At 63.2% G+C, this 20,248-nt stretch carries 19 protein-coding genes; 10 read left to right on the forward strand and 9 right to left on the reverse strand.

Annotation, left to right across the window (positions count from 1 at the left end; translation table 11 throughout):
* The first annotated feature begins 8 nt into the window (after window positions 1-8).
* The 5 genes from ACN9MW_RS22345 to ACN9MW_RS22365 all read left to right on the forward strand — a co-directional run bounded on the left by ACN9MW_RS22345 (window position 9) and on the right by ACN9MW_RS22365 (window position 3,360).
* Window positions 9-1,430, forward strand: coding sequence for a DUF7133 domain-containing protein (locus ACN9MW_RS22345; protein ID WP_426162795.1), 1,422 nt, complete (start codon window positions 9-11; stop codon window positions 1,428-1,430).
* Window positions 1,431-1,568: 138 nt separating this feature from the next.
* Window positions 1,569-1,982, forward strand: coding sequence for a hypothetical protein (locus ACN9MW_RS22350; RefSeq protein ID WP_426162797.1), 414 nt, complete (start codon window positions 1,569-1,571; stop codon window positions 1,980-1,982).
* Between the two features lie 136 nt (window positions 1,983-2,118).
* Window positions 2,119-2,526 (forward strand): hypothetical protein, encoded by a 408-nt coding sequence (locus ACN9MW_RS22355; protein WP_426162799.1) that lies wholly within the window; start codon window positions 2,119-2,121, stop codon window positions 2,524-2,526.
* Window positions 2,527-2,543: 17 nt separating this feature from the next.
* Entirely contained in the window at window positions 2,544-2,948 is a 405-nt protein-coding gene (locus ACN9MW_RS22360; protein ID WP_426162802.1) for a hypothetical protein, read from the forward strand.
* 13 nt (window positions 2,949-2,961) lie between these two features.
* Complete coding sequence (locus ACN9MW_RS22365; protein WP_426162804.1) at window positions 2,962-3,360, forward strand: hypothetical protein; 399 nt, start codon at window positions 2,962-2,964, stop codon at window positions 3,358-3,360.
* A 49-nt stretch (window positions 3,361-3,409) separates the two neighbouring features.
* Here ACN9MW_RS22365 and ACN9MW_RS22370 read toward each other — a convergent pair whose 3' ends face one another.
* The 9 genes from ACN9MW_RS22370 to ACN9MW_RS22410 all read right to left on the reverse strand — a co-directional run bounded on the left by ACN9MW_RS22370 (window position 3,410) and on the right by ACN9MW_RS22410 (window position 12,269).
* The gene (locus tag ACN9MW_RS22370; RefSeq protein ID WP_426162806.1) at window positions 3,410-4,771 is read right to left on the reverse strand and encodes a serine hydrolase; all 1,362 of its coding nucleotides are present in this window, start codon (window positions 4,769-4,771) and stop codon (window positions 3,410-3,412) included.
* A gap of 112 nt (window positions 4,772-4,883) precedes the next feature.
* Window positions 4,884-5,204 (reverse strand): MmcQ/YjbR family DNA-binding protein, encoded by a 321-nt coding sequence (locus ACN9MW_RS22375; RefSeq protein ID WP_426162808.1) that lies wholly within the window; start codon window positions 5,202-5,204, stop codon window positions 4,884-4,886.
* Window positions 5,201-5,656, reverse strand: a complete 456-nt coding sequence (locus ACN9MW_RS22380; protein ID WP_426162810.1) for a YciI family protein — start codon at window positions 5,654-5,656, stop codon at window positions 5,201-5,203. Before ACN9MW_RS22380 ends, ACN9MW_RS22375 begins: the two co-directional genes overlap by 4 nt.
* 114 nt (window positions 5,657-5,770) lie before the next feature.
* Window positions 5,771-6,169 (reverse strand): NAD(+)--rifampin ADP-ribosyltransferase, encoded by a 399-nt coding sequence (gene arr, locus ACN9MW_RS22385; RefSeq protein ID WP_426162812.1) that lies wholly within the window; start codon window positions 6,167-6,169, stop codon window positions 5,771-5,773.
* Window positions 6,166-6,633 (reverse strand): GNAT family N-acetyltransferase, encoded by a 468-nt coding sequence (locus tag ACN9MW_RS22390; RefSeq protein ID WP_426162814.1) that lies wholly within the window; start codon window positions 6,631-6,633, stop codon window positions 6,166-6,168. Before ACN9MW_RS22390 ends, arr begins: the two co-directional genes overlap by 4 nt.
* Window positions 6,634-6,778: 145 nt before the next feature.
* On the reverse strand, window positions 6,779-9,061 hold the full coding sequence (locus ACN9MW_RS22395; protein WP_426162816.1) for a hypothetical protein: 2,283 nt from the start codon (window positions 9,059-9,061) through the stop codon (window positions 6,779-6,781).
* Window positions 9,062-9,072: 11 nt separating this feature from the next.
* Complete coding sequence (locus ACN9MW_RS22400; protein ID WP_426162818.1) at window positions 9,073-10,902, reverse strand: ATP-binding protein; 1,830 nt, start codon at window positions 10,900-10,902, stop codon at window positions 9,073-9,075.
* Between the two features lie 134 nt (window positions 10,903-11,036).
* Complete coding sequence (locus ACN9MW_RS22405) at window positions 11,037-11,648, reverse strand: DUF4303 domain-containing protein (protein WP_426162821.1); 612 nt, start codon at window positions 11,646-11,648, stop codon at window positions 11,037-11,039.
* Between the two features lie 6 nt (window positions 11,649-11,654).
* A complete protein-coding gene (locus ACN9MW_RS22410; RefSeq protein ID WP_426162823.1) occupies window positions 11,655-12,269 on the reverse strand; it encodes a hypothetical protein in 615 nt (204 codons plus the stop codon).
* Window positions 12,270-12,513: 244 nt separating this feature from the next.
* Between ACN9MW_RS22410 and ACN9MW_RS22415 the strand changes: the two genes are divergently transcribed.
* The 5 genes from ACN9MW_RS22415 to rbbA are packed head-to-tail and all read left to right on the forward strand — an operon-like array spanning window position 12,514 to window position 20,247.
* A complete protein-coding gene (locus ACN9MW_RS22415; protein WP_426162826.1) occupies window positions 12,514-14,229 on the forward strand; it encodes a PHA/PHB synthase family protein in 1,716 nt (571 codons plus the stop codon).
* Between the two features lies 1 nt (window position 14,230).
* On the forward strand, window positions 14,231-14,998 hold the full coding sequence (gene fabI / locus ACN9MW_RS22420) for an enoyl-ACP reductase FabI (protein ID WP_426162828.1): 768 nt from the start codon (window positions 14,231-14,233) through the stop codon (window positions 14,996-14,998).
* 7 nt (window positions 14,999-15,005) lie between these two features.
* Entirely contained in the window at window positions 15,006-16,430 is a 1,425-nt protein-coding gene (locus ACN9MW_RS22425; protein ID WP_426162830.1) for an efflux transporter outer membrane subunit, read from the forward strand.
* Window positions 16,427-17,500: an HlyD family secretion protein gene (locus ACN9MW_RS22430; RefSeq protein ID WP_426162832.1), complete on the forward strand. Its 1,074-nt coding sequence runs from the start codon at window positions 16,427-16,429 to the stop codon at window positions 17,498-17,500. The genes ACN9MW_RS22425 and ACN9MW_RS22430 overlap by 4 nt, the downstream gene beginning before the upstream one ends.
* Window positions 17,497-20,247 (forward strand): ribosome-associated ATPase/putative transporter RbbA, encoded by a 2,751-nt coding sequence (rbbA, locus tag ACN9MW_RS22435; RefSeq protein ID WP_426162834.1) that lies wholly within the window; start codon window positions 17,497-17,499, stop codon window positions 20,245-20,247. The genes ACN9MW_RS22430 and rbbA overlap by 4 nt, the downstream gene beginning before the upstream one ends.
* Window position 20,248: the final 1 nt, after the last annotated feature.

A 20,248-nucleotide genomic window follows, 5' to 3' on the forward strand; every position in this document is an offset into this window, starting at 1 on the left:
GAAATAAGATGATGAAAAAAATCCTGGTCCTGGCCGCCCCTGCCCTGGCCGCTGCCCTGCTCTCCTCCCTTGCATCGGCAGCGCCCGACCTGACCGCCGCCCACAAGCTCTACCAGGCAAACTGCGCCCAATGCCACGGCAAGGACCTGGAAGGCGCCGCCGGCCCCAACCTGGCCGACGCTACCTGGCTGCACGGCCAGCCGACCAGGGCCAACCTGCTGCGCGTGATCGGCAAAGGCGTCGTCGACAAAGGCATGCCGGCCTGGGACCAGCAACTGAACGGCGTCCAGCTCAATCAGTTGGCCGAATACCTGCTGCCGGCCAACGCTGCCGCCCGCAAGGCCGTCGCCGGAAAAGTCGCTGCTCCCCCCGCAGCCCCGGCTGCCGCGGCAAACACCAGCCTGGCCGCGCTCAAACTGCCCAAGGGCTTCCAGATTGCGGTCTATGCCGACAATGTACAGGGCGCACGCGAACTGGCCGTGACCGATAGCGGCCTGGTCTTCGTTGGTTCGAACAAGGCCGGCAAGGTCTACGCCCTGATCGATGCCAACAAGGACGGCGTGGCCGAGAAAGTGGTCACCGTTGCTGAAGGGCTGGACCATCCCAACGGTGTCGCGTTGCTGAACGGTGCGCTGTATGTCGGTGAGATCTCGCGCATCATCAGGTTCGACGACATCGAGAAAAACTACGTCGGCAAGCCGGCCTACAAAGTCATCAAGAATGACCTGCCGAAGGAGACCTGGCACGGCGCCAAATACATCAAGGCTGGCCCGGACGGCAAGCTGTACGTCCCGATCGGCGCACCCTGCAATATCTGCGACAAGGAAGACGAGGCCTATTCGAAGATCTGGCGCATGAACCCGGACGGCAGCAACTGGGAGCTGTACGCGCGCGGCGTGCGCAACACGGTCGGCTTCACCTGGCACCCGGTCACGAAGGAATTGTGGTTTACCGATAACGGCCGCGACGAAATGGGCGAGAACATGCCGTCCTGCGAATTGAATGTGGCCCCGAAAGCCGGCATGCATTTCGGCTTCCCTTACTGCCACGGCGGCGTGCTGCCCGATCCGCAGTTCGGCAAAGGCAAAAGCTGCGACGCCTACGTTCCGCCAGTAGCGGCACTGGGCCCGCACGTGGCGCCGCTTGGCCTGGCCTTCTATACCGGCACCCAGTTCCCCGAGCAGTACCGCAACCAGTTGCTGATTGCGGAGCACGGCTCATGGAACCGGGCCAACAAGATCGGCTACCAGGTGCGCCTGGTCACCCTGCATGGCAATAAGCTGGTCAGCGATACCGCCTTCATCGACGGCTTCCTGCAAGACGAAGCAGTGAGCGGCCGTCCGGTCGATATCGCGGTGATGCCGGATGGTTCGATACTGGTTTCCGACGACCATGCGCACAAGGTGTATCGCGTTACCTACCAACGCTGATGGGGCATATGCGCAAGGTATCGCCACAGATGGTTTCATCAAAATATTGAACTTCCGTCGGCCACTGCCAAGGCTATATTGAAAAGTGCCAGACAACAATTGAGGCCTGGCACCCTTGGTCCACGAATGGAGGCAGTCATGAAGCGATACTTCGCTGCCGCTGGGCTACTTGTCCTCGCTGCAAGCGCAGCAGCACAAAGCAGCACCGGCGCTGACCAATCGGTGGTTGTGCCCGCGCAGAAGCAAATGCATATGGAGCGCAAGCTCATCTCACCGCAAGAGTTCTACCAATACCAGGGCGCCTATGCCCTGTCCAACGGCCAGACCCTGACCCTGTCGCGTACTGCAATGCATATCTACGCGCAAGTTGGCCAACAGCCGCGGCGGCAAATCCTGTGGCAAGGCGACGGCAAGTTCACTGCCGCCGACGGCAGCATGGATATGAACATCGTCTGGATCGACGACGATACCGCCACCGGCGAACTGAACTTTTCGTCTAGCGTAGCCGACCAGAAGCCGGCCCACGCCCCCCTCTCAATAGCCTCGCGTTAACCGCAGGCGAAAGCCTGCGCGCCGCGGCCACGAACCAATGCGACGCAGGGATAGCAATCCGCCTAACCGGGCGCTATATTGAAAGAGCCAGGCAATTTTAGAGTCCTGGCCACACACCAAAAAAATGGAGGCAATCATGAAGCGGTTAGTGGCTACCGGCTGCCTGTTCGCGCTCGCCCTTTCGGCGTACGCACAGAGCACCGAACAAAAAGTTTTGATCCCCGCCTCGAAAGAGGTTAATCGTACCTACATGTCGCCCGACGAATTCGGCAAATACAAGGGCGCATACGATCTTTCCAACGGCAAGACGCTCTACCTGATTCGCAAGGCTAACCGCATGTATGCGCGCGTCGACGAACAGGGCGAACACGAAATCACCCGCTCCGGCAACGGGCAATTCCTGGCGCTCGATGGCAAGATGTGGATGGAGCTGGTGTGGGACAACGGCAATTCCGTCAGCGGCAGCTTGAACTATGTCGACGAATCGCCTTCGGTGGCAGGCATTGAACCCAAGATCATCAGCATCCGGTTTGCATCGCGCTGACGCCATGGGAGGCTATCGTGAAACGCCTATTGCTCGCGTGCGGCCTGGGCTTCTTCGCATTTAGCATTCCAGCCCAGAGCCAGACTTCGGTCGAAACAGTTGTGGTGCCTGCCCAGAAGGACGTGAAGCCGCTTACTTTGTGGCCCGACGAAATCCTTGAATATATTGGCGACTACCAGCTCGCCAACGGCAAGACCTTGTACCTCACCAGGCAAGGCGCCAGGTTGTACGGCCAGATTGGCTCGCTACCGAAGCACGAAATGATCGCCACGGGCTTGCGCAAGTTCAGCGCAGTGGACGGCCAGCTTTCCGTCCACATCAAATACACCTGGGACGGCCAGATCACCGGCAATGTCGCTTATGTCGATAGCAGCCGCGGCGCCGGCCTCTTGCCGGTGCTGGTGGAATTCGCCTCGCGGTAAAAAAGGAGGCGCCATGAAAAGAACGATTGCAATGCTGGGGCTTGCCGTGTGCTGTACACAAGTCCCCGCGCAGCAACAAGCCGATGCCGGCCGAGTCATCATCCCGGCCGCCAAACCCCAGCCATATTTTGTATGGCCGGACGACCTGCATGCGTACAAGGGCGAATACTATCTGTCAAACGGCAAGAAGATGTATATCAACCGCATAGGCAAGCACTTGTACGCCCAGGTGGGCAAGCAAACCGAAAGGGAAATCATAGCGACGGGCGAGAACATGTTCGAATCGGTCGACAATTCCATGACCCTCAACATCGTCATCTCGCGCCAGGGCTATGTCAGTGGCAGCATCGCTTATCAAGATGAGGACCTGCCAGATAAACCGCTGGCCTATGCCTCCCTCATGACGCGCTAGCCGCGGGCACGTCCGGGCCGCCAGCAGGAACTGCGCTGGCGGCCTCTTTTTACTGGCGCAATGCGGTCTCGTCTGCGCCGGGCTGGCGCACCAGCAGGCTGTGGACCGCGCCGTCCGCACCACGCCGGAATTCCAGGCTCGCCAGCGATCCCTCCATGAAGAAGCTGTCCGGCGCGTGTGCGAAGATCGGCGCCGCATCGCGCCCTTCCCTCTGCATGACCAGCTTGTCGCCATCGCGGCGCACCACACGCTTGATCCTGTCGGGGCTGACGTAAGTGCCGACGAAGGCGTCCAGCGCGTGCGGCGCCAGCGTGATTGCCTTGAAATCGGTGAAGGGCCGGCCAATCGCGATACCTGCCGCCTTGTGGGCAATCACTGGCGTGTTCACCGCGCCACCGTTGCCGTTGGTAAGCACTGCCACGAACACCTTGTCGTCAGGCAGCCGCAGCGCCTGCGCGGTAAAGCCCGGGATCGAGCCGCCATGGTGGATCATCCTGTGGCCCGCAAGCGCGCCGATATTCCAGCCGTAGCCATAGTTGCAGGGCGCCTCCTTCGGCAAGCGGCAGGAAGTGAAGGCCTGGCGCCAGGTGGCCGGCTTGAGCAGCTTGCCGCTGCTGACAGCGGCATCCCAGCGCGCCATGTCGTCCACGGTGCTCACCAATGCCCCCGCCGAATAGGCCAGGGTCACGTCGATATCCTTCACCGGCACGATCTGCGTTCCGTTGAGGCGGTGGCCCTTGATGTGGCGCTTGCCGCTGCGCTCGAACCCTTCATGCGCCGTATCTTGCATTCCAAGCGGATCAAAAATGTTTTTCGCAACGAAGTCGTGATACTTCATGCCGGACAGCTTTTCGATAATGAGGCCCAGCAGGAAATAGCCTGAATTGCTGTAGCTGTAGCGATCTCCCGGCGCAAAGTCGAGCGGCTCCCTGGCGAACACATCGAACACCTGCCTGAGAGTCACGCCTTCATCGGGCAAATCGCGGAAGCCTTTCAGCGCGGTGTAGTTCGGAATGCCGGACGTTTGCTGCAGCAGGTGTTCAATCGTGATGGTACTGCCCTTGTCCGGGAAGTCCGGCAGGTACTTGCGCACGTCATCCTTTACTGACAGCTTGCCCTGCTCCTCCAGCATCAGGATGCCGACTGCCGTGAACTGCTTGGTGATGGAGCCGATGCGCAGTTGCATGTCCGGCTGCATCGGCGTGTCTTCAGCCACATTGGCCAGGCCGTAAGCCTTGCGGAAAACCGGCTTGCCGTCGCGCGTGACGATGACCGTGGCGCCCGGCCAGCCAGGCTTGAACATTGGCGCCAGCGCGGCATCAAGACGCTGCTCGAGCGGCGTTGCGGCCATCGCGCAAGTGGCTTGCAGAAGGGAGAGTGATGCAAAGAGAATTGCGGGTAGTTTCGTCACGGCCTGGCCTCCTCAAAAAACTGGATGCTAATGCCGGCCTGTCCCGCACAGTTGGCCGAGCCGACGAATGGTCGATTCCGGGGGATGAACGGTCGCTTCCTGAGCGCGAATCTCAGGCACCCTTGCGTTTCAGCGCCTTATGCTCCCAAGCCTGCTTCACCAGGCGCTTGACTACCGCTGCATCGGCCTTCGCCAGTTCGACCCGCACGCCCAGCACCTTGCTTCCCCACAGCAGCTTCTCGGCGAAAGAGGAATACAGCTCCAGCACCTCATCACGCTTCTCATCGGGAATGAAAATATGGACAAAATCCTCCCCCGGTGGAACGGTGACGAAGATCTTACCTTTCACGCGGAACGAGCCAAAGTTGTGGTGCGGCTCGTCGCTGACATCAGGCAGCGACATGGCGAAAGTACGAACCGTTGAAAATTTCACTTCGCCGCCGGCTTCATGATTTGCGAGTGGACCTGGTTCACCATCATCAGGCCCGCCGAACCGAAGTGCAAGTGATATTCCGCCACCATCTCGCCTTTGATGATTACAGGATCGGTGGCCACCAGCGCCCTGGCCTCGTCGATGCTCTCAACCGCGAAAATAAAGATGCCCCGGGCGCCGTCGACGCCATCCAGCGGGCCGGCATAAGCCAGCTTGCGCTCATTGGCCAGGCGCTGGATATTTGCCATATGGCCGGCGAACATCTCAGTTCGCTCCTGCCCCGCCGGCACCTTGTTTGGGCCCGAGCGCAGCACCACGAACACATACTTGCGCATGCCGTTCTCATTCCCGCCCAATGACTTCGCCAGCTCGGCATCGTATGCAGGCGTCGCCTGCGGATGCGCCTGCGCCGAACTCGCGAACACGGCCAGCAGGATCGTCGCGAGATTCACTTTAATTGCCCTGCCTATACTTCCAGCGTATCCCATCATATCCCTCCATCCGATTTCCGCAAATAATACTCCAGCCGCCAAGCCCACAGCCGCATGCCCAGCCAGGTCAGCGATTTACTCTTCGATCGCCTCAATGCCTTGCTCCTTGAGTTTCTCAAGGTGGTCGAGCATTTCACGAAGACGCTCTGGTGGATGGCCCGTCCACTCCGCCACTTCACCGACGATGCGCAGCGGTTCTCGAGAACGATATGACTTGGTAGGGTTGCCGGGGAAGCGCTTGTTTGTCAGGTTTGGGTCATCTTCTATCGGACCTGTCGGCTCCACGATGTAGATCCTGCCCCGCCCCTCGCCGACGGCCAATTCCGCGCCCCAGGTTGCCGCTTCCAGGGTCGCAGTGAGATAGACGAAATTGGCCTGCCGCCTGGTTCCATAATTGGAGGAAAAGCCGCGCTCAATGAGGTCGCCAACCTTCAGGTCGGCCTTGGTACCATGATAAAAAGGTCCCTCGATCACAATAACACCTTCAGTTTCCGGCCACCGCTGATTGCAAAGCCCTCGCGCTCATAAAATGCGAGCGTCCTGTCGAACTGGGGCAACGGTGGCGTCGTCACCTCCAGCCGCTTCCAACCGCGCGAACGGCCGAAAGCCTTTGCCTTGGAAAGCAATTGCAAACCCAATGCCTTGGAGCGAAAGGCCGGGCGAACATAGAACTCGGGGATCGTGCCAAAGGCCCCCTCAGCATGCAGCGCGTAGCTTTCGTAAAGCGCCACGAATCCGGCTGGGCGATCGCCATCAAAGGCGACGAAGACAAAGTACTTCTCTTGTGAGAGGAAGGCCCCCAGCCGCTCGATCGTAACCGCCAGATCGAAATTGAACGCCTGCTCGCCAATGGCCGCCATGATTTCAGCAAGCAGCTCACCGACCATTTCGGCAATCTGAGGAACGTCTTGAACGGTAGCGGTACGGGTAATCATCATATGGCTCCAGTTATCGACATATTAGTCTTCAAGGCGAGATGCGAGCTGCCTGATTGGTATCCCCCAAAGCGCGCTGGATCGAAAGCTGCGGTAACTTTGGAACGGGGGTCCACGCGCCTGACTAACATTAGCGATCCTCCTCTGATCACAGCTCGTATCGTTCCATGAGCGCTTCGTGGTGGTTGACATCCGAGCCAGCGGCTTCGGCAAGGCCTGTCCAGCACATGGGATGTTCGAAGCCGGCGGTCAGTTCGCGCAGCGTTTCGTCGATGACGGCAGCAGCGGTATTAACGGGAGCGGCAACGAGGAAATACACGCCAGGATGCTCGATTTCGGCTTCAGTGTCGAAGACCGTGTAGTCCTTCTCGCTATGCACGACCCATTTCCAGCCCCGCGCCGAAAACGCCTCGGTGAGGACATTCAATGCGGACTCGCCTGGATGCACGCCATCGACCAGGTAGCTGGTACCGAAGCTACTTTGCTTAATGACTTTAACGACCTTGTAGAGTTGCACGAACTGGCTGTCCTCTTCTTCGCCTTCCGGCCGCTCCTCCAATGGCTGCGGATGGAATACGACCAGCTGGCCAAAGGTCTGCCGCCGCCTGGAACCCGATAGCGAGACAATGCGCGCCGTGACGGGCCCGGTCCGGTGAGCGTAACGTTCAATCACTTCGCCGTCGTCTTCGTACTGCACCCGCACGACGCCCCACTTCTCCTCGATCGGGCCCTCGCCGGCCTCGAACTCCATGCCAAGTGCCGCGCCCAACGCACGCACCCGATCCCATCGACCCAATACGCTAGCGGCGACGATCGCTTCCCAATATGTGTTGCCGGTGGCGCCATCTGCCTCGATCGACTGTTCGAACAGCGCAAGCGCCTGCTCGTAGTCCCCCATGTGCATGCACGCATATGACCACAGGGCTCGCGCCTGACCGTTGCCAGGCTCCATCTCCAGCACCAGCCTGGCGTTGCTGCCGACCTCACTCCAGCGCTCGCCCTTGAACGCAAAACGGGCAAGGCACAAATGGGCCCTGATCGGATCGGATTCGCGCAACATGCCGGCCAGTGCCTGCACGCCGGCTTCGTCGCGAACCTCGACCAGCACCGATTCCAGTTCTTCCACAACGGCATCAGAGCGAGGATTCGCTCGCAGGAAGGACCACAGGTACGCGCGGGCAGCCTCCATTCCGCCGCAGGCACGCATGGCGCACGATGTGAGCACGGCCAGGCCGGCGTCCGACGGCAGGCTGGCGGCACCCGCCAGCAGCAGCTCGAGGTCCTGCTCGGCATCCCGGGATTCGCTCTGCCGGATGTAATCAGCCAACTCGCTCGCCGGAACTGGCAACTCGCGTACAGCAGGCATGGCGGCCACCATTGACTCCAGTTCAGCAAATGCCTCTGGAGCGCCCAATGGCTGCTTCAGTTTCCCAAGATGGGGGCGCGCCAGCTCGAGCATTTGCATTGCCGGCCAGCGCGAACCGCGGGCGGCCGCCAGCCGCACGTGCGGTGCCAGTGCATCCAGCGTGAGGCGATGCGAGCCGGATGCGCTGTAGCGGCGCACGGCGGCCGCAGTACGCCGGCCAACCAGGTAGTCATTGCGCTCCGGGGCTTTCTGCAGCAGGACTTCGAGGCCAACCGACAGGTCCAGGCATTCGCCAAACTCCCGCCCCTTTTCTTCCGGCGGCAGCATCGCCCATGCATCTTCCGATCGCCCGAGCAGCGCAAGCAGCCGGAAACGCATGCAGGAACGGGCGTAGTGCTTGGGCGGGTTATCGCTGTCAAACCCTTGCTCCTCGATGTAGTCCAGGGTCGCCAGCGCCGTTTCGTACTGGCCAGCGGCGAACTGCGCCTGCGCCAGCGGCTCGAACCAGTCGACGCTTTGATCGGCGCCGGTCTCCTGCAGCTGAGGCAACTGTCGTTCTGCAAACGCCAAGGCCTCCTCCGGCTTTGCGGCATCCACCAGCGCGTTCATCATCTCGCTGCTGATGCAACGGAAACACCCCCAGCTGCTGTCGATGCGCGCCAGGGTATCCTTGCACACCGCGATGCGGTCATTTGCATAGCCGGCGCCGTCCACGTTCGCATAGCAGCAGGCGATGTCCTGCGTGGTGCAGACGCTTTGCGGGCAGTCGACGGTTTCCGGCCGGTGCGCGAATTCGAATAGCGACACCGTGTCTTTCAGGGCTGCCTCGCCTTCCCTTCGCGTGCAGACGCGTGGATTGATCGTCCAGTGGCGAAAGTACACTTCGAGCCATGGCAGGCGCGCTGCCCGTGCGGCCGCCAGCGCTTCCGGCAGCGCAGCTTGCGCGAGTTCGAGCCTTCCCTCGCTCGCGTTGCTCGGGATCTCGTTAATGAGCTCCGCCAGACGGTAGTTGCCGGCCTCCTCGAGGTCGCGCTGCGTGTCGAAAACCCACTTCCAGATATCCATTTGATTCCTTGCTATTCAGTTGTTGCTTGAGACCGGGTCAATACCTGTACAAGCTGGCTGATGTCATGCAAGGCGCCGGTCAGGCCTTCCGTTGCAGGGAGCTTGCTCGTATCGCCGGCCATCATGACGATCTTCATCGAGCGCAGCAGCTTCAGCGCATGCAGGCAGCCGGCCGTTTCACCCTGTTCGCGATACGCGTTCAGCAGGCTGGTAATGGCCGGGTTTTCGAGGTTGATGTACAGCCGGGCCTTGATCTCGCCGTCAATATTGCTGGTGAACTGGCGTACCAGTTGCAGCGCCGATTGGGCGATGCGCTGGTCTAACTCGTCCGACTCCAGCCTTTCCTTCAATTCGGCATCCCGGTCTGGGACAACAACCAGCGGCAGGTGCGCGGGCATGAAGCGTGCAGGCACCAGCAGTTCGCCGTTGCCCAGGTGCCGTTTCAGCCACTCGGTGTGGTGGTCCGGCAGCTCGGCCTCGGCAAACAGCTGCCGGTTGCCTTTTTCGGTGCCGATTTCAACCAGCTTACCGCCACACTGCTGCGCCCAGCGGCGCAGGAAGCTGTGTACGGCGTAGCGATCGCCTTTCACCACCGGGATATGCATGGCCCGGCACACCATGTCTTCGAAACCGCCGCTGTCGCCCAGGCTGACGTGGATCGGGCCATGCCCCTGCAGCTCCGACAAGGACAGGTCGCCACGCGACGTTGGAATACGCACTGCGTCCAACAGCAAGGTGAACAGATCATCATTGCACAGTGCCGCCGCCATCAGTGCCTCATTGTGACGGGTCAGTATGCGGCGCCATGCCGCCGGCTGTCCGGCCGCGATTTCGGCCAGCCCCTTCACCAGCGAATCGAGAAGGTCTGCCTGGGCGAATCCGTAATGGGCGTCGCGCTGCAGGTCTTCGCGGCTCGCAGTTGGCGTAAGGTCCTGCGACTCGATGACACCGCCAACAAAGCCCGCCCAGCGCGGCAGCAGGTCGCGGGCATCATCGTCAAGCAGCATGCCGCGCACGAATACCTTCAGGTTGCGGTTGTCGCTGCTGCTGTAAGTCGCGCCGTCCTGGATCCAGAGAATGCCGCGCACATCGCTGGCGGAGGTCTTCACCGGGATCGTGCAAATGGGTTCGAATTGCTGCTCGAACCGGGCCGCAAAGGCCAGGCTGCGCTTGCGCTGCTGCAGCGGGTGCTCCACTACATTGCCCTCCGCCTGGCGCCATGGCGGTGTCATTTCGTTGATGCGGACATCGCCGCAATAGACTGGCTCCGGGAGCAAGGCGCAGTAATGCCCCAGCAAGCGTTCCAGGCTGGATGCGCTGGCCAGGTAACGGTGCGCCGGGCGCAGCTTCAGCTCAATGCAGGTTCCGACAAGGCCATCGTTCGGTACCGGTTCGACCGTGTAGGATTCTCCATTCTGCGACTGGTAGCGCCAGGTCTGGCCGGGCTCCTGGTAAGAAGTGGTCGTGACCGTGACCTGCTCAGCCACGACGAAAGCAGACAGGAATCCGAGGCCGAACATGCCGATCAGGGCATCGCTTTGCGTGCGCAAGGTGCGCGTGTAGCCCGCGCCGACGGTGGCGAGAAATGCGTGGATTTCATGTTCCGACAAGCCGGAACCGTTGTCGGTGATTCGCAGCACCCCATTGAGCTTGTCGCCGTCGAGCTTCAGCTTCCCGGTCTCCTGCCAATCCGGGCATTCGATGCGTCGGCGCGTAATGGAGTCGTGGGCATTCTGGATCAGCTCCCGCACCGCCACCAGGGGCGTGGAATAGAGATGCTTGCCGAGGACCGACAGCAAGCCGGCAAGGTCCACGTTAGTTGCGTGTTGTTCTTTGATCATAGAAGAAAAAAAGGGCCGCCTATGCCAGCCCTTCAATCGTTGAAACGTTGGCGCCTCGCAGAGGCCAGATCGTGAACATCATAGCTTGCGCAATGCAAGTAAAAACTCTCCAAATATCACGTGAGTATTGTCGTTCAACGCTGCGATTGCGGAATCGGACGCCATTTATTGAAAGCATCCAGGCCTGCCTCGAGTTCGGCCGAATACCGTTCCACCGAAGGCCGGCAGTTGAGTTTTGCTGCGGCGTCCAGCTTCATTGCGTGACTCTCGTCGTGCAGCCATACACTGAGAATGACTCTTTCACGCGCTTGGCCTGTGCCTAAGATGCCTTCGTCGTCAAGCTCCTTGATGGCAGCGAAGGCAGCCGCGAAGAAACGCTCACGCGACGCCTCGATCTCGCTTTCGTCACCGTCTGAGTATGGATCGGGCTCCAGAGCGCGAAGTTCATTCGTGAGCGGCATCATGTCGAGGCCCTCATCGAAGAATGGCGAGTCGCCGATGCTCCAACGCAGTGACTGGCGGTGCAGCTCAAAATTCGAGCCATAGTGTTCAGCGTAGTTGTCCGCGGCCGACTCGAGCCCCTGCTCAGAGCAAGCAACCGCGCCACAATAGGAAGCCGTGTCGGTGGTGTACAGCCCGAACGCATAGAAGTCGTCGTCGGGATAGCGGTCGCCGAACGACTGCCACGCGGACAGCAGTTCGCGCTTCAAGGTATTTTGCTGTTGCGCTGCCTTGTCGGTAGTCATAGAGGCTTATGTGAGCTGCTCGTGTAATACTTGAACCGCCTTCATACATTCCTTCAATTCCCCTCCTATGCATTTTTTCCAGAGCAAAGCTGCGGCCGAAAGCTTCCGCTCCTGCAGCAAATCCAGGATGTTTTCTTGTTCATCCTCACCGAGTTTCTGGAATTGACGGACCTCAATCGCTCGCGGCTCGCCATGCCGGCCGGAAGGGTCACGACTCATGAGGCAGGAGTGCAGGTCATGGATCGGAAGCGCATTTTCGCCGGATTCCTGAAGACCGACGAACATCGTCAATCCAGACGGCTCTTCAAGCTCGAGTTCGTATGTCGGCCAGTCGATCAGGTTGGCTACACTGTAGATCATGTCTACCTGGGTCTCGCGGACGACATCCATCAAGTCGTCCACGTCGACGCCCTTGTCCAGGAGTCGCCTGACGGCATCGCCGCCAAGCACTGGCAACTTCGAGGGACTTGATTCGTCAATGACCAGGCTCCAGAGCCCGCGTTGCAGCAATTCAGATAGCAAGGTACGGGCGTCGTTCCCGGAGAGATCGTCGGCGATGGATTCAGCCTGCGCTTGTGAGACCCCGATGCGTTGAAGTTCTTCCGAAACTGCTCGATTCATTGTTCAAATGCCTGAATTGTGGGGAGCTTCGCAGCGTGGAGCATTGCGCAGCCAAACTTGAATCGCCGGTCGAGTTGACGATCTTGCAAATTCTATCACGATGCTGCGCACTCCATTTCCGGGCGTGACAGGCAATGGTTTAGCACGTTCGTTCTCGTTTTGATCCAGATCAAGGAAAGATCGCACTCCACTCCCTAAAGTGAAGCGCAATATCCGATCCCGGCCCAAAACGATGGAACCGCCCATGCCAGTTAGCTCCCACGCCCCACGCACAGCCTATGAACAGCTGGACCAGCAGGTGCATGCCAGCCTGGCCAACGCCAGCTCCTCCTTGTCGATCGCATCCGCCTTGCTGGCGGCAACGGATTGGGCACTGCACCTTGCCGTCTCGCCCGGCAAGTGCGCCGAACTGGGACAGCTTGCCCTGCGCCAGTCCTGCGCCTTGGCGCGCTACACACTGGAAAGCGCGCGCGGTCACGCGCCAGCGCCGTTGGCAAGCGAACGGCGCTTCGCTGCGCCCGAGTGGCAGCAATGGCCGTTCAATACCTGGCACCAGGCCTTCCTGCAAACCGAACAATGGTGGAAGGCTGCCAGCAGCGATGTCTGGGGCGTATCGGAGCATCATCAGTCGCAAGTCGGCTTTGCAGCCCGCAACCTGCTCGATGTGTATTCGCCCGCCAACCAGTTCTGGACCAATCCGGAAGTACTGCGCGCCACCATCGAACAGGGCGGCTGCAACCTGGCGCGTGGCGCCTGCCTGGCGCTGCGCGACTGGCAGCAGGCATTGGCGCAGCGCCAAACTGCGCCCTCCGGCCCGCACCAGCAGGTAGGGCGGGACCTCGCGAGCACGCCGGGCAAGGTGGTACTGCGTAACGACCTGATCGAATTGCTGCAATACGCGCCCGCCGGCGAACAGGTATATGCCGAGCCGGTGCTGCTGGTGCCGGCCTGGATCATGAAGTATTACATCCTTGACCTGACGGCCCAATCCTCGCTGGTGCGCTACCTGGTCGAACGCGGCCACACGGTGTTCTGCATTTCCTGGCGCAACCCGGGTCCCGCACAAAGCGAACTGGATATGGACGACTACCTTGAGCAAGGCTGGTTCGCGGCGCTCGGCAAAGTCGGCGACATCATGCCGGGCCAGCGCGTGCATGCGGGCGGCTACTGCCTGGGCGGCACGCTGCTCGCCATTGCCGCTGCTGCCATGGCGCGTGAGCAAGACCACCGGCTGGCTTCCCTGACCTTGCTGACCGCCCAGACCGACTTCACGGAGCCGGGCGAATTGGGCCTGTTCATCGACGACAGCCAGCTTGGCGTGCTGGAAGCGCAAATGCAGCAACGCGGCGTGCTGCGTGCGGAACAAATGGCGGGCGCTTTCCAGCTGCTGCGCGCCAATGACTTGCTGTGGTCGCGCATGGTGCGCCGCTACCTGCTCGGCGAGGAAGAATTCCCCAACGACCTGATGGCCTGGAACGCGGACGCCACCCGCATGCCGGCGCGCATGCATTCGCAATACCTGCGCCGCCTGTTCCTCGACAACGACCTGGCCGCCGGCCGCTATTCCGTACAGGGCAAGCCGGTTGCGCTGGGCGACGTCGTGCTGCCGGCATTCATGGTGGCCACCCAGTCCGACCACGTGGCGCCCTGGCGTTCGGTCTACAAATTCCACGCGCTGAGCCGCGGTGAGATCACCTTCGTGCTGTGCAGCGGCGGGCATAACACCGGCATCGTGAGCCCACCCGGTTCGCCGCATCGCCAATACCAGATCCATACCCACGCAGCCAATGCGCACCACCTGTCGCCGGACGAATGGCTGGCCGTGGCGCGCCAGGAGCAAGGCTCGTGGTGGCCCGCCTGGCAAAGCTGGCTGGCCGCGCGCTCGGGGCCGCGCGTGGCGCCGCCGGCGCTGGCTCCGGCTGGCGCTGATGCGCCCGGCAACTACGTGATGGAGAAGTAAGATGCGACTTTCACTGGACGGAAAAAAAGGACTGGTGGTCGGCATCGCCAACCGCGACAGCATTGCCTGGGGCTGCGCACGCGCATTGCACGAGGCCGGGGCCACGCTGGCGATCACCTGGTTTAACGACAAGGCACGGCCGCACGTCGAACCGCTGGCGCAGGAACTGGATGCGCCGCTCCGGCTGCCGCTCGACGTGGAACAGCCGCAGCAGATGGAAGCCCTGTTCGAAGCCATCGATTCCCAATGGGGCAAGCTCGACTTCGTCCTGCATTCAATCGCCTATGCGCCAGGCGCCGACCTGCAGGGACGCGTGGTGGACAGCTCGGCTGCCGGCTTTGCGCGCGCCATGGACATCTCCTGCCATTCATTCCTGCGCCTGGCGCGCCTGGCCGAACCGCTGATGAAAGACGGCGGCAGCCTGCTGACCATGAGCTACCTGGGGGCGGAGGAAGTGGTCGCCAGCTATGGCGTGATGGGCCCCGTCAAGGCTGCGCTGGAGTCGAGCGTACGCTACCTCGCCTCAGAGCTGGGCCCGCACGGCATCCGTGTCAACGCCGTCTCGCCCGGCCCGTTGGCTACACGTGCCGCTTCCGGCATCCCGGGCTTTGACGCCTTGCTGGCGAACGCGGAGCGCCGCGCGCCGCTACATCACAAGGTCACGGTGGACGACGTCGGTGCGCTATGCGCCTTCCTGGTCAGCGACGCCGCGCGCGCCATCACCGGCGACACGCTGTACGTCGACGCCGGCTACCACATCCTGGACTGAAGCTGCGATGCCACGACTTCCCTTCCGCTCCCTGCCGCTACTGCTGGCAGCCTCGCTCGGCGCCTGCACCAGCCTAGCGCCCGGCTACCAGCAGCCGGCGCTGCCGGTTCCTGCACAGTATCCATCGTTCGCACCAGCCGGCGGCGCGGCGCTGGAAAGCGACTGGCGCAACTTCTTCCGCGACCCGCAACTGCAGGCGCTGATCGCGCAAGCGCTGCAGGACAACCGCGACTTGCGCATCGCCGTCAGCCGCGTGGCGCAGGCGCGTGCCGCCTATGGCGTTGAAGCCTCCGCCCAACTGCCGGCAATGGCGGCCCAAGCCGGCGCCGATCGCTCGCGCGTGCCGGCCGACTTGAACCTCACACGCCGGCCGCTGCATGCCAGCCAATACCAGGCCGGCGTTGGCCTGGCGAGCTGGGAGCTCGATTTCTGGGGCCGCGTGCGCAACCTCAGCGAAGCAGCGCTGCAAGCCTACCTGGCGACCGACGCTGCGCGCAACGCCGCGCGCGCCAGCCTGGTCGGTCAGGTCGCCCTGGCCTACCTGGACCTGCGCGACACCGCGCAGCGCATAGCGCTGGCCGAGCGCACGTTGGCCAGCCGCCAGCAGACCTTCGACATGGTGGCACGCCGCGCGACATTGGGTTCTTCCTCGCAGCTGCAGCTGGCCCAGGTCGAAACCCTGCTGATCCAGGCACGCTCCCTGGTCTTGCAACTGCAACAGGAACGCAACACGCAGCAGCATGCGCTGGACCTGCTGGTCGGCGCCCCGGTCAAGCTGCCCGACGGCGGCGGCGAAATCTCCCTGGCCGCACCGGCCGCCGGCCTGCCATCCGACCTGCTGGCGCAGCGGCCCGACATCATCGCTGCCGAACACCGGCTGCGCGGCGCCAATGCCAGCATCGGCGCCGCCCGCGCCGCCTACTTTCCGCGCATTGCGCTGACCGGATCGCTGGGCAGCGCCAGCGCCGAACTCGACGGCCTGTTCGAGGGCGGCAGCCGCGCCTGGAATTTCGCTCCCGGCATCACCCTGCCCCTGTTCGACGGCAACCGCCGGCGCGACCAACTGAACCTGGCCGAAGCGCGCCGCGACGAAGCACTGGCCGCGTACGACAAGGCCGTGCAAGGCGCCTTCCGCGACGTGGCCGATGCGCTGTCGGCGCTGCACTGGCTGGCCGGCCAGCTGGAAGTGGCCGATGCCGCGGTGCTGGTGCAGCAGCGGCGCGCGCGCCTGTCCCAGCTGCGCTACGACAGCGGCGCCAGCTCCTACCTCGACGTGCTTGACGCGCAGCGCGACCTGCTGACGGTCGAACAGCAGCAGGTGCGCGCCCACCATGCGCTGCAGGCGGCCCGCGTCGCCCTTTACCTTGCCCTGGGCGGCGCTGCCGGCGAATCTTCCGCACCGTCATCCGAACATCCAGGTCTTTCATCATGATCAAGTTCAAGAAAAAACAACTGCTGCTGGCTGCGCTGCTGGCCGCCCTGTCCATTGGCGGCGCCTATGCCTGGGTCCAGGCCCGCCAGCGCGGCTACGGCGACCAGGTCCTGAGCGGCAACGGCCGCATCGAAGCCACCGAGATCGACGTCGCCGCCAAGCTGCCGGGCCGCTTGCAGGACATCCTGGTCGACGAGGGCGACTTCGTGCGCACCGGCCAGGTGCTGGCCCATATGCAGGTCAAGTCGCTGGAGGCCCAGCGCGACGAGGTGCTGGCGCAGCAACAGCATGCGCGTGCCAACGTCGCCAGCGCCGAGGCTGCCGTCGCCATGCGTCTTGGCGACCAGGCTGCCGCCCAGGCGGTGGTGGCACAGCGCGAAAGCGAGCTGCAGGCCGCGCGCCGCCGCCTGGCCCGCTCCGAGACGCTGGCCGGCGAAGGCGCCGCCTCGGAGCAGGAGCTGGACGACGACCGCGCCCGCGTCGGCACCATCAGCGCCGGCCTGCGCGCAGCCCAGGCGCAGGCGGCAGCAGGTGGCAGCGCGGTGGCAGCGGCCCGCATGCAGCTGCAAGGCGCGCATGCCGCGGTCACGGCGCTGCAGGCGACCCTGGCCCGCATCCAGGTCGATATCGACGACGGCGCCCTGCTGGCAGCGCGCGACGGCCGCGTGCAATACCGCATCGCCCAGCCGGGCGAAGTACTGCCCGGCGGCGGCAAGGTCCTCAACCTGGTCGACCTGGGCGACGTCTACATGACCTTCTTCGTGCCGGAAGTGGCGGCTGGCCGCCTGGCGCTTGGCAGCGAGGTGCATGTGGTGCTGGACGCCGCGCCGCAATACGTTATCCCGGCACGGGTCTCCTACGTTTCCAGCACCGCCCAGTTCACGCCAAAAACCGTGGAAACCGCCAACGAGCGGCAAAAGCTGATGTTCCGCGTCAAGGCGCGCATTGACCCCGCCCTCCTGCAAAAGCATTTGCCGCTGGTGAAGACCGGCCTGCCCGGCACGGCGTGGATCAAGCTTGACCGCCAGGCGGAGTGGCCGGCGGCGCTGGCCCTGCGGGTGCCACAGTGAACGGTACGGCGCCGGTCGCCGAACTATCCGGCGTCAGCCTGCGCTATGGCGAGGTCACCGCACTGAGCGACATCACCCTGGCCTTGCCGGCAGCTTGCATGGTGGGCCTGATCGGTCCGGACGGCGTCGGCAAATCGAGCCTGCTCTCGTTGGTGGCCGGCGCGCGCGCAGTGCAGCTGGGCGGCGTGCGGGTGCTTGGCAGCGATATGCGCGACAAGACGCAGCGCGGCCTTTTATGTCCGCGCATCGCCTACATGCCGCAAGGCCTGGGAAAAAACCTGTATCCGACGCTGTCGGTGGAAGAAAACCTGCAGTTCTTTGGCGGCCTGTTCGGCCATGGCGCCGCCGAGCAGCGGCGCCGCATCGCCCACCTGACCGCCAGCACCGGACTGGCGCCCTTCCTCGACCGCCCGGCAGGCAAGCTGTCGGGCGGCATGAAGCAGAAGCTGGGCCTTTGCTGTGCGCTGATCCACGATCCCGACCTGCTGATCCTCGATGAACCGACCACCGGCGTCGATCCGCTGTCGCGCGCCCAGTTCTGGGACCTGATCGCGGGCATCCGTGCGCAACGGCCGCAAATGAGCGTGATCGTGGCCACCGCCTACATGGATGAAGCCAATCGCTTCGACTGGCTGGTGGCGATGGACGGCGGCCAGGTCCTGGCGACTGGCGCGCCGCAGGAACTGCAGCAACGCACCGGCAGCGCCTCGCTGGAGGAAGCGTTTATCGCCCTGCTGCCGGAAGCCCGGCGCAGCCAGCACCGGCCGGTGCGGATTCCGCCGCTGGAACAAGGCGGCAGCCAGGCCGTCGCCATCGAGGCCAGCGGCCTGACCATGCGCTTTGGCGACTTCGTGGCGGTGGACAATGTGGACTTCCGCATTTGCCGCGGCGAGATCTTCGGCTTCCTCGGCTCCAACGGCTGCGGCAAATCGACCACCATGAAGATGCTGACCGGCCTGCTGCCCGCCAGCGCCGGCAGCGCAAAGCTGTTCGGCCAGGTGGTCGACCCGCGCGACCTGGCCACCCGGCGCCGGGTCGGCTATATGTCGCAGGCATTTTCGCTGTATGGCGAACTGACGGTGCTGCAAAACCTGGTGCTGCATGCACGCCTGTTCAGCGTGCCAGAGCCGGAGATTGCCGGCCGAGTGCAGGAATTGGCGCAGCGCTTCGGCTTGGGGGATGTGCTGGACACCCTGCCCGAGCAACTGCCGCTTGGCATCCGCCAGCGCCTGTCGCTGGCCGTGGCCATGGTGCACCGCCCGGAATTGCTGATCCTCGACGAGCCCACTTCAGGCGTCGATCCGGTGGCGCGCGATATGTTCTGGCAGTTGATGATCGACCTGGCGCGCCGCGACCAGGTCACGATCTTCATCTCCACCCACTTCATGAATGAAGCCGAGCGCTGCGACCGCATCTCGCTGATGCATGCCGGGCGCGTTCTGGTCAGCGCGGCGCCTGCCGAACTGGTTCGCCAACGCCGCGCCGCCACGCTGGAACAGGCCTTCATCGCCTACCTGGAAGATGCCGCCGGGACCAGGAACGCAGCCGACGCCGACGATCCCGGCGCCGGCGTGCCGGGCTCGGTGCCTGCGGCGACGCCGTCCGTTGCAGCCCGTCCCTGGCAACAAAGCCTGCGCCGCGCCCTCAGCTACACGCGCCGCGAGACGCTGGAGCTGCGGCGCGACCCGGTGCGCGCCACGCTCGCCCTGCTGGGCACCCTGATCCTGATGTGCATCATCGGCTACGGCATCAACCTCGATGTCGACCACCTGAACTTCGCCGTGCTGGACCGCGACCAGAGCGCCCTGAGCCAGAGCTACGCGCAAAACCTGGCCGGCTCACGCTACTTCATTGAACGTCCGGCGCTGGCCGACTATGCTGAACTGGACCGCCGCATGCGCAGCGGCGAACTGGCGCTGGCAATCGAACTTTCACCCGGCTTTGGCCGCTCCCTGCAGCGCGGCGCCCCGGTCGCGGTCGGGGCGTGGGTCGACGGCGCCATGCCGCTGCGGGCGGAAACCACGCGCGGCTACGTGCAGGCTGCCCACCTGGGCTGGCTGCAGGACATGGCCACGCGGCGGCTGGGCGCCCGCCTCGCCGCTCCCGGCGCCATCGAAACGCGCTACCGCTACAACCCCGACGTACGCAGCCTGCCCGCCATGATCCCCGCCGTGATCCCGCTGCTGCTGCTGATGATCCCGGCCATGCTGGCGGCGCTGTCCGTGGTGCGCGAGAAAGAGCTGGGGTCCATCCTCAACCTGTACGTCACGCCGGTCAGCCGCGCCGAATTCCTGATCGGGAAACAGCTGCCCTATATCGCGCTCGGCATGCTCAACTTCGTGCTGCTCACGCTGGTGGCCCAGTCCGTGTTCGGCGTGCCGCTCAAAGGCAGCTTCGCCGCCTTGAGCGTGGCCGCGCTGTTCTACGTCGTCTGCGCCACCGGTTTTGGCCTGCTGGTCTCGACCTTCACGCGCAGCCAGATCGCAGCCCTGTTCTTCACCATGATCGGCACCCTGATCCCTTGCGTGCAGTTTGCAGGCCTGATCAACCCCGTGTCGGCGCTGGAAGGCATCGGCGCGCTGATCGGCCGCGTGTATCCGGCCACGCATTTCCTGGCCATCAGCCGCGGCGTGTTCAACAAGGCACTGGGCCTGGGCGACCTGCAGCAAGCCTTTGCCATGCTGGCACTGGCGCTGCCGCTGATCCTGCTGTCGGCGATTGCCCTGCTCAGGAAACAGGAGGCCTGAG

The organism is Pseudoduganella sp. R-34 (assembly GCF_049904655.1).
Lineage (GTDB): Bacteria > Pseudomonadota > Gammaproteobacteria > Burkholderiales > Burkholderiaceae_D > Rugamonas.

Bases quoted from the DNA above. Each gene is read 5' to 3' on its own strand.
- ACN9MW_RS22345 (WP_426162795.1), top strand. From the start codon at position 9: ATGATGAAAAAAATCCTGGTCCTGGCCGCCCCTGCCCTGGCCGCTGCC.
- ACN9MW_RS22350 (WP_426162797.1), top strand. From the start codon at position 1,569: ATGAAGCGATACTTCGCTGCCGCTGGGCTACTTGTCCTCGCTGCAAGC.
- ACN9MW_RS22355 (WP_426162799.1), top strand. From the start codon at position 2,119: ATGAAGCGGTTAGTGGCTACCGGCTGCCTGTTCGCGCTCGCCCTTTCG.
- ACN9MW_RS22365 (WP_426162804.1), top strand. From the start codon at position 2,962: ATGAAAAGAACGATTGCAATGCTGGGGCTTGCCGTGTGCTGTACACAA.
- ACN9MW_RS22390 (WP_426162814.1), bottom strand. From the start codon at position 6,633: ATGATGATTACCCGTACCGCTACCGTTCAAGACGTTCCTCAGATTGCC.
- ACN9MW_RS22395 (WP_426162816.1), bottom strand. From the start codon at position 9,061: ATGGATATCTGGAAGTGGGTTTTCGACACGCAGCGCGACCTCGAGGAG.
- ACN9MW_RS22400 (WP_426162818.1), bottom strand. From the start codon at position 10,902: ATGATCAAAGAACAACACGCAACTAACGTGGACCTTGCCGGCTTGCTG.
- ACN9MW_RS22405 (WP_426162821.1), bottom strand. From the start codon at position 11,648: ATGACTACCGACAAGGCAGCGCAACAGCAAAATACCTTGAAGCGCGAA.
- ACN9MW_RS22410 (WP_426162823.1), bottom strand. From the start codon at position 12,269: ATGAATCGAGCAGTTTCGGAAGAACTTCAACGCATCGGGGTCTCACAA.
- ACN9MW_RS22415 (WP_426162826.1), top strand. From the start codon at position 12,514: ATGCCAGTTAGCTCCCACGCCCCACGCACAGCCTATGAACAGCTGGAC.
- fabI (WP_426162828.1), top strand. From the start codon at position 14,231: ATGCGACTTTCACTGGACGGAAAAAAAGGACTGGTGGTCGGCATCGCC.
- ACN9MW_RS22425 (WP_426162830.1), top strand. From the start codon at position 15,006: ATGCCACGACTTCCCTTCCGCTCCCTGCCGCTACTGCTGGCAGCCTCG.
- ACN9MW_RS22430 (WP_426162832.1), top strand. From the start codon at position 16,427: ATGATCAAGTTCAAGAAAAAACAACTGCTGCTGGCTGCGCTGCTGGCC.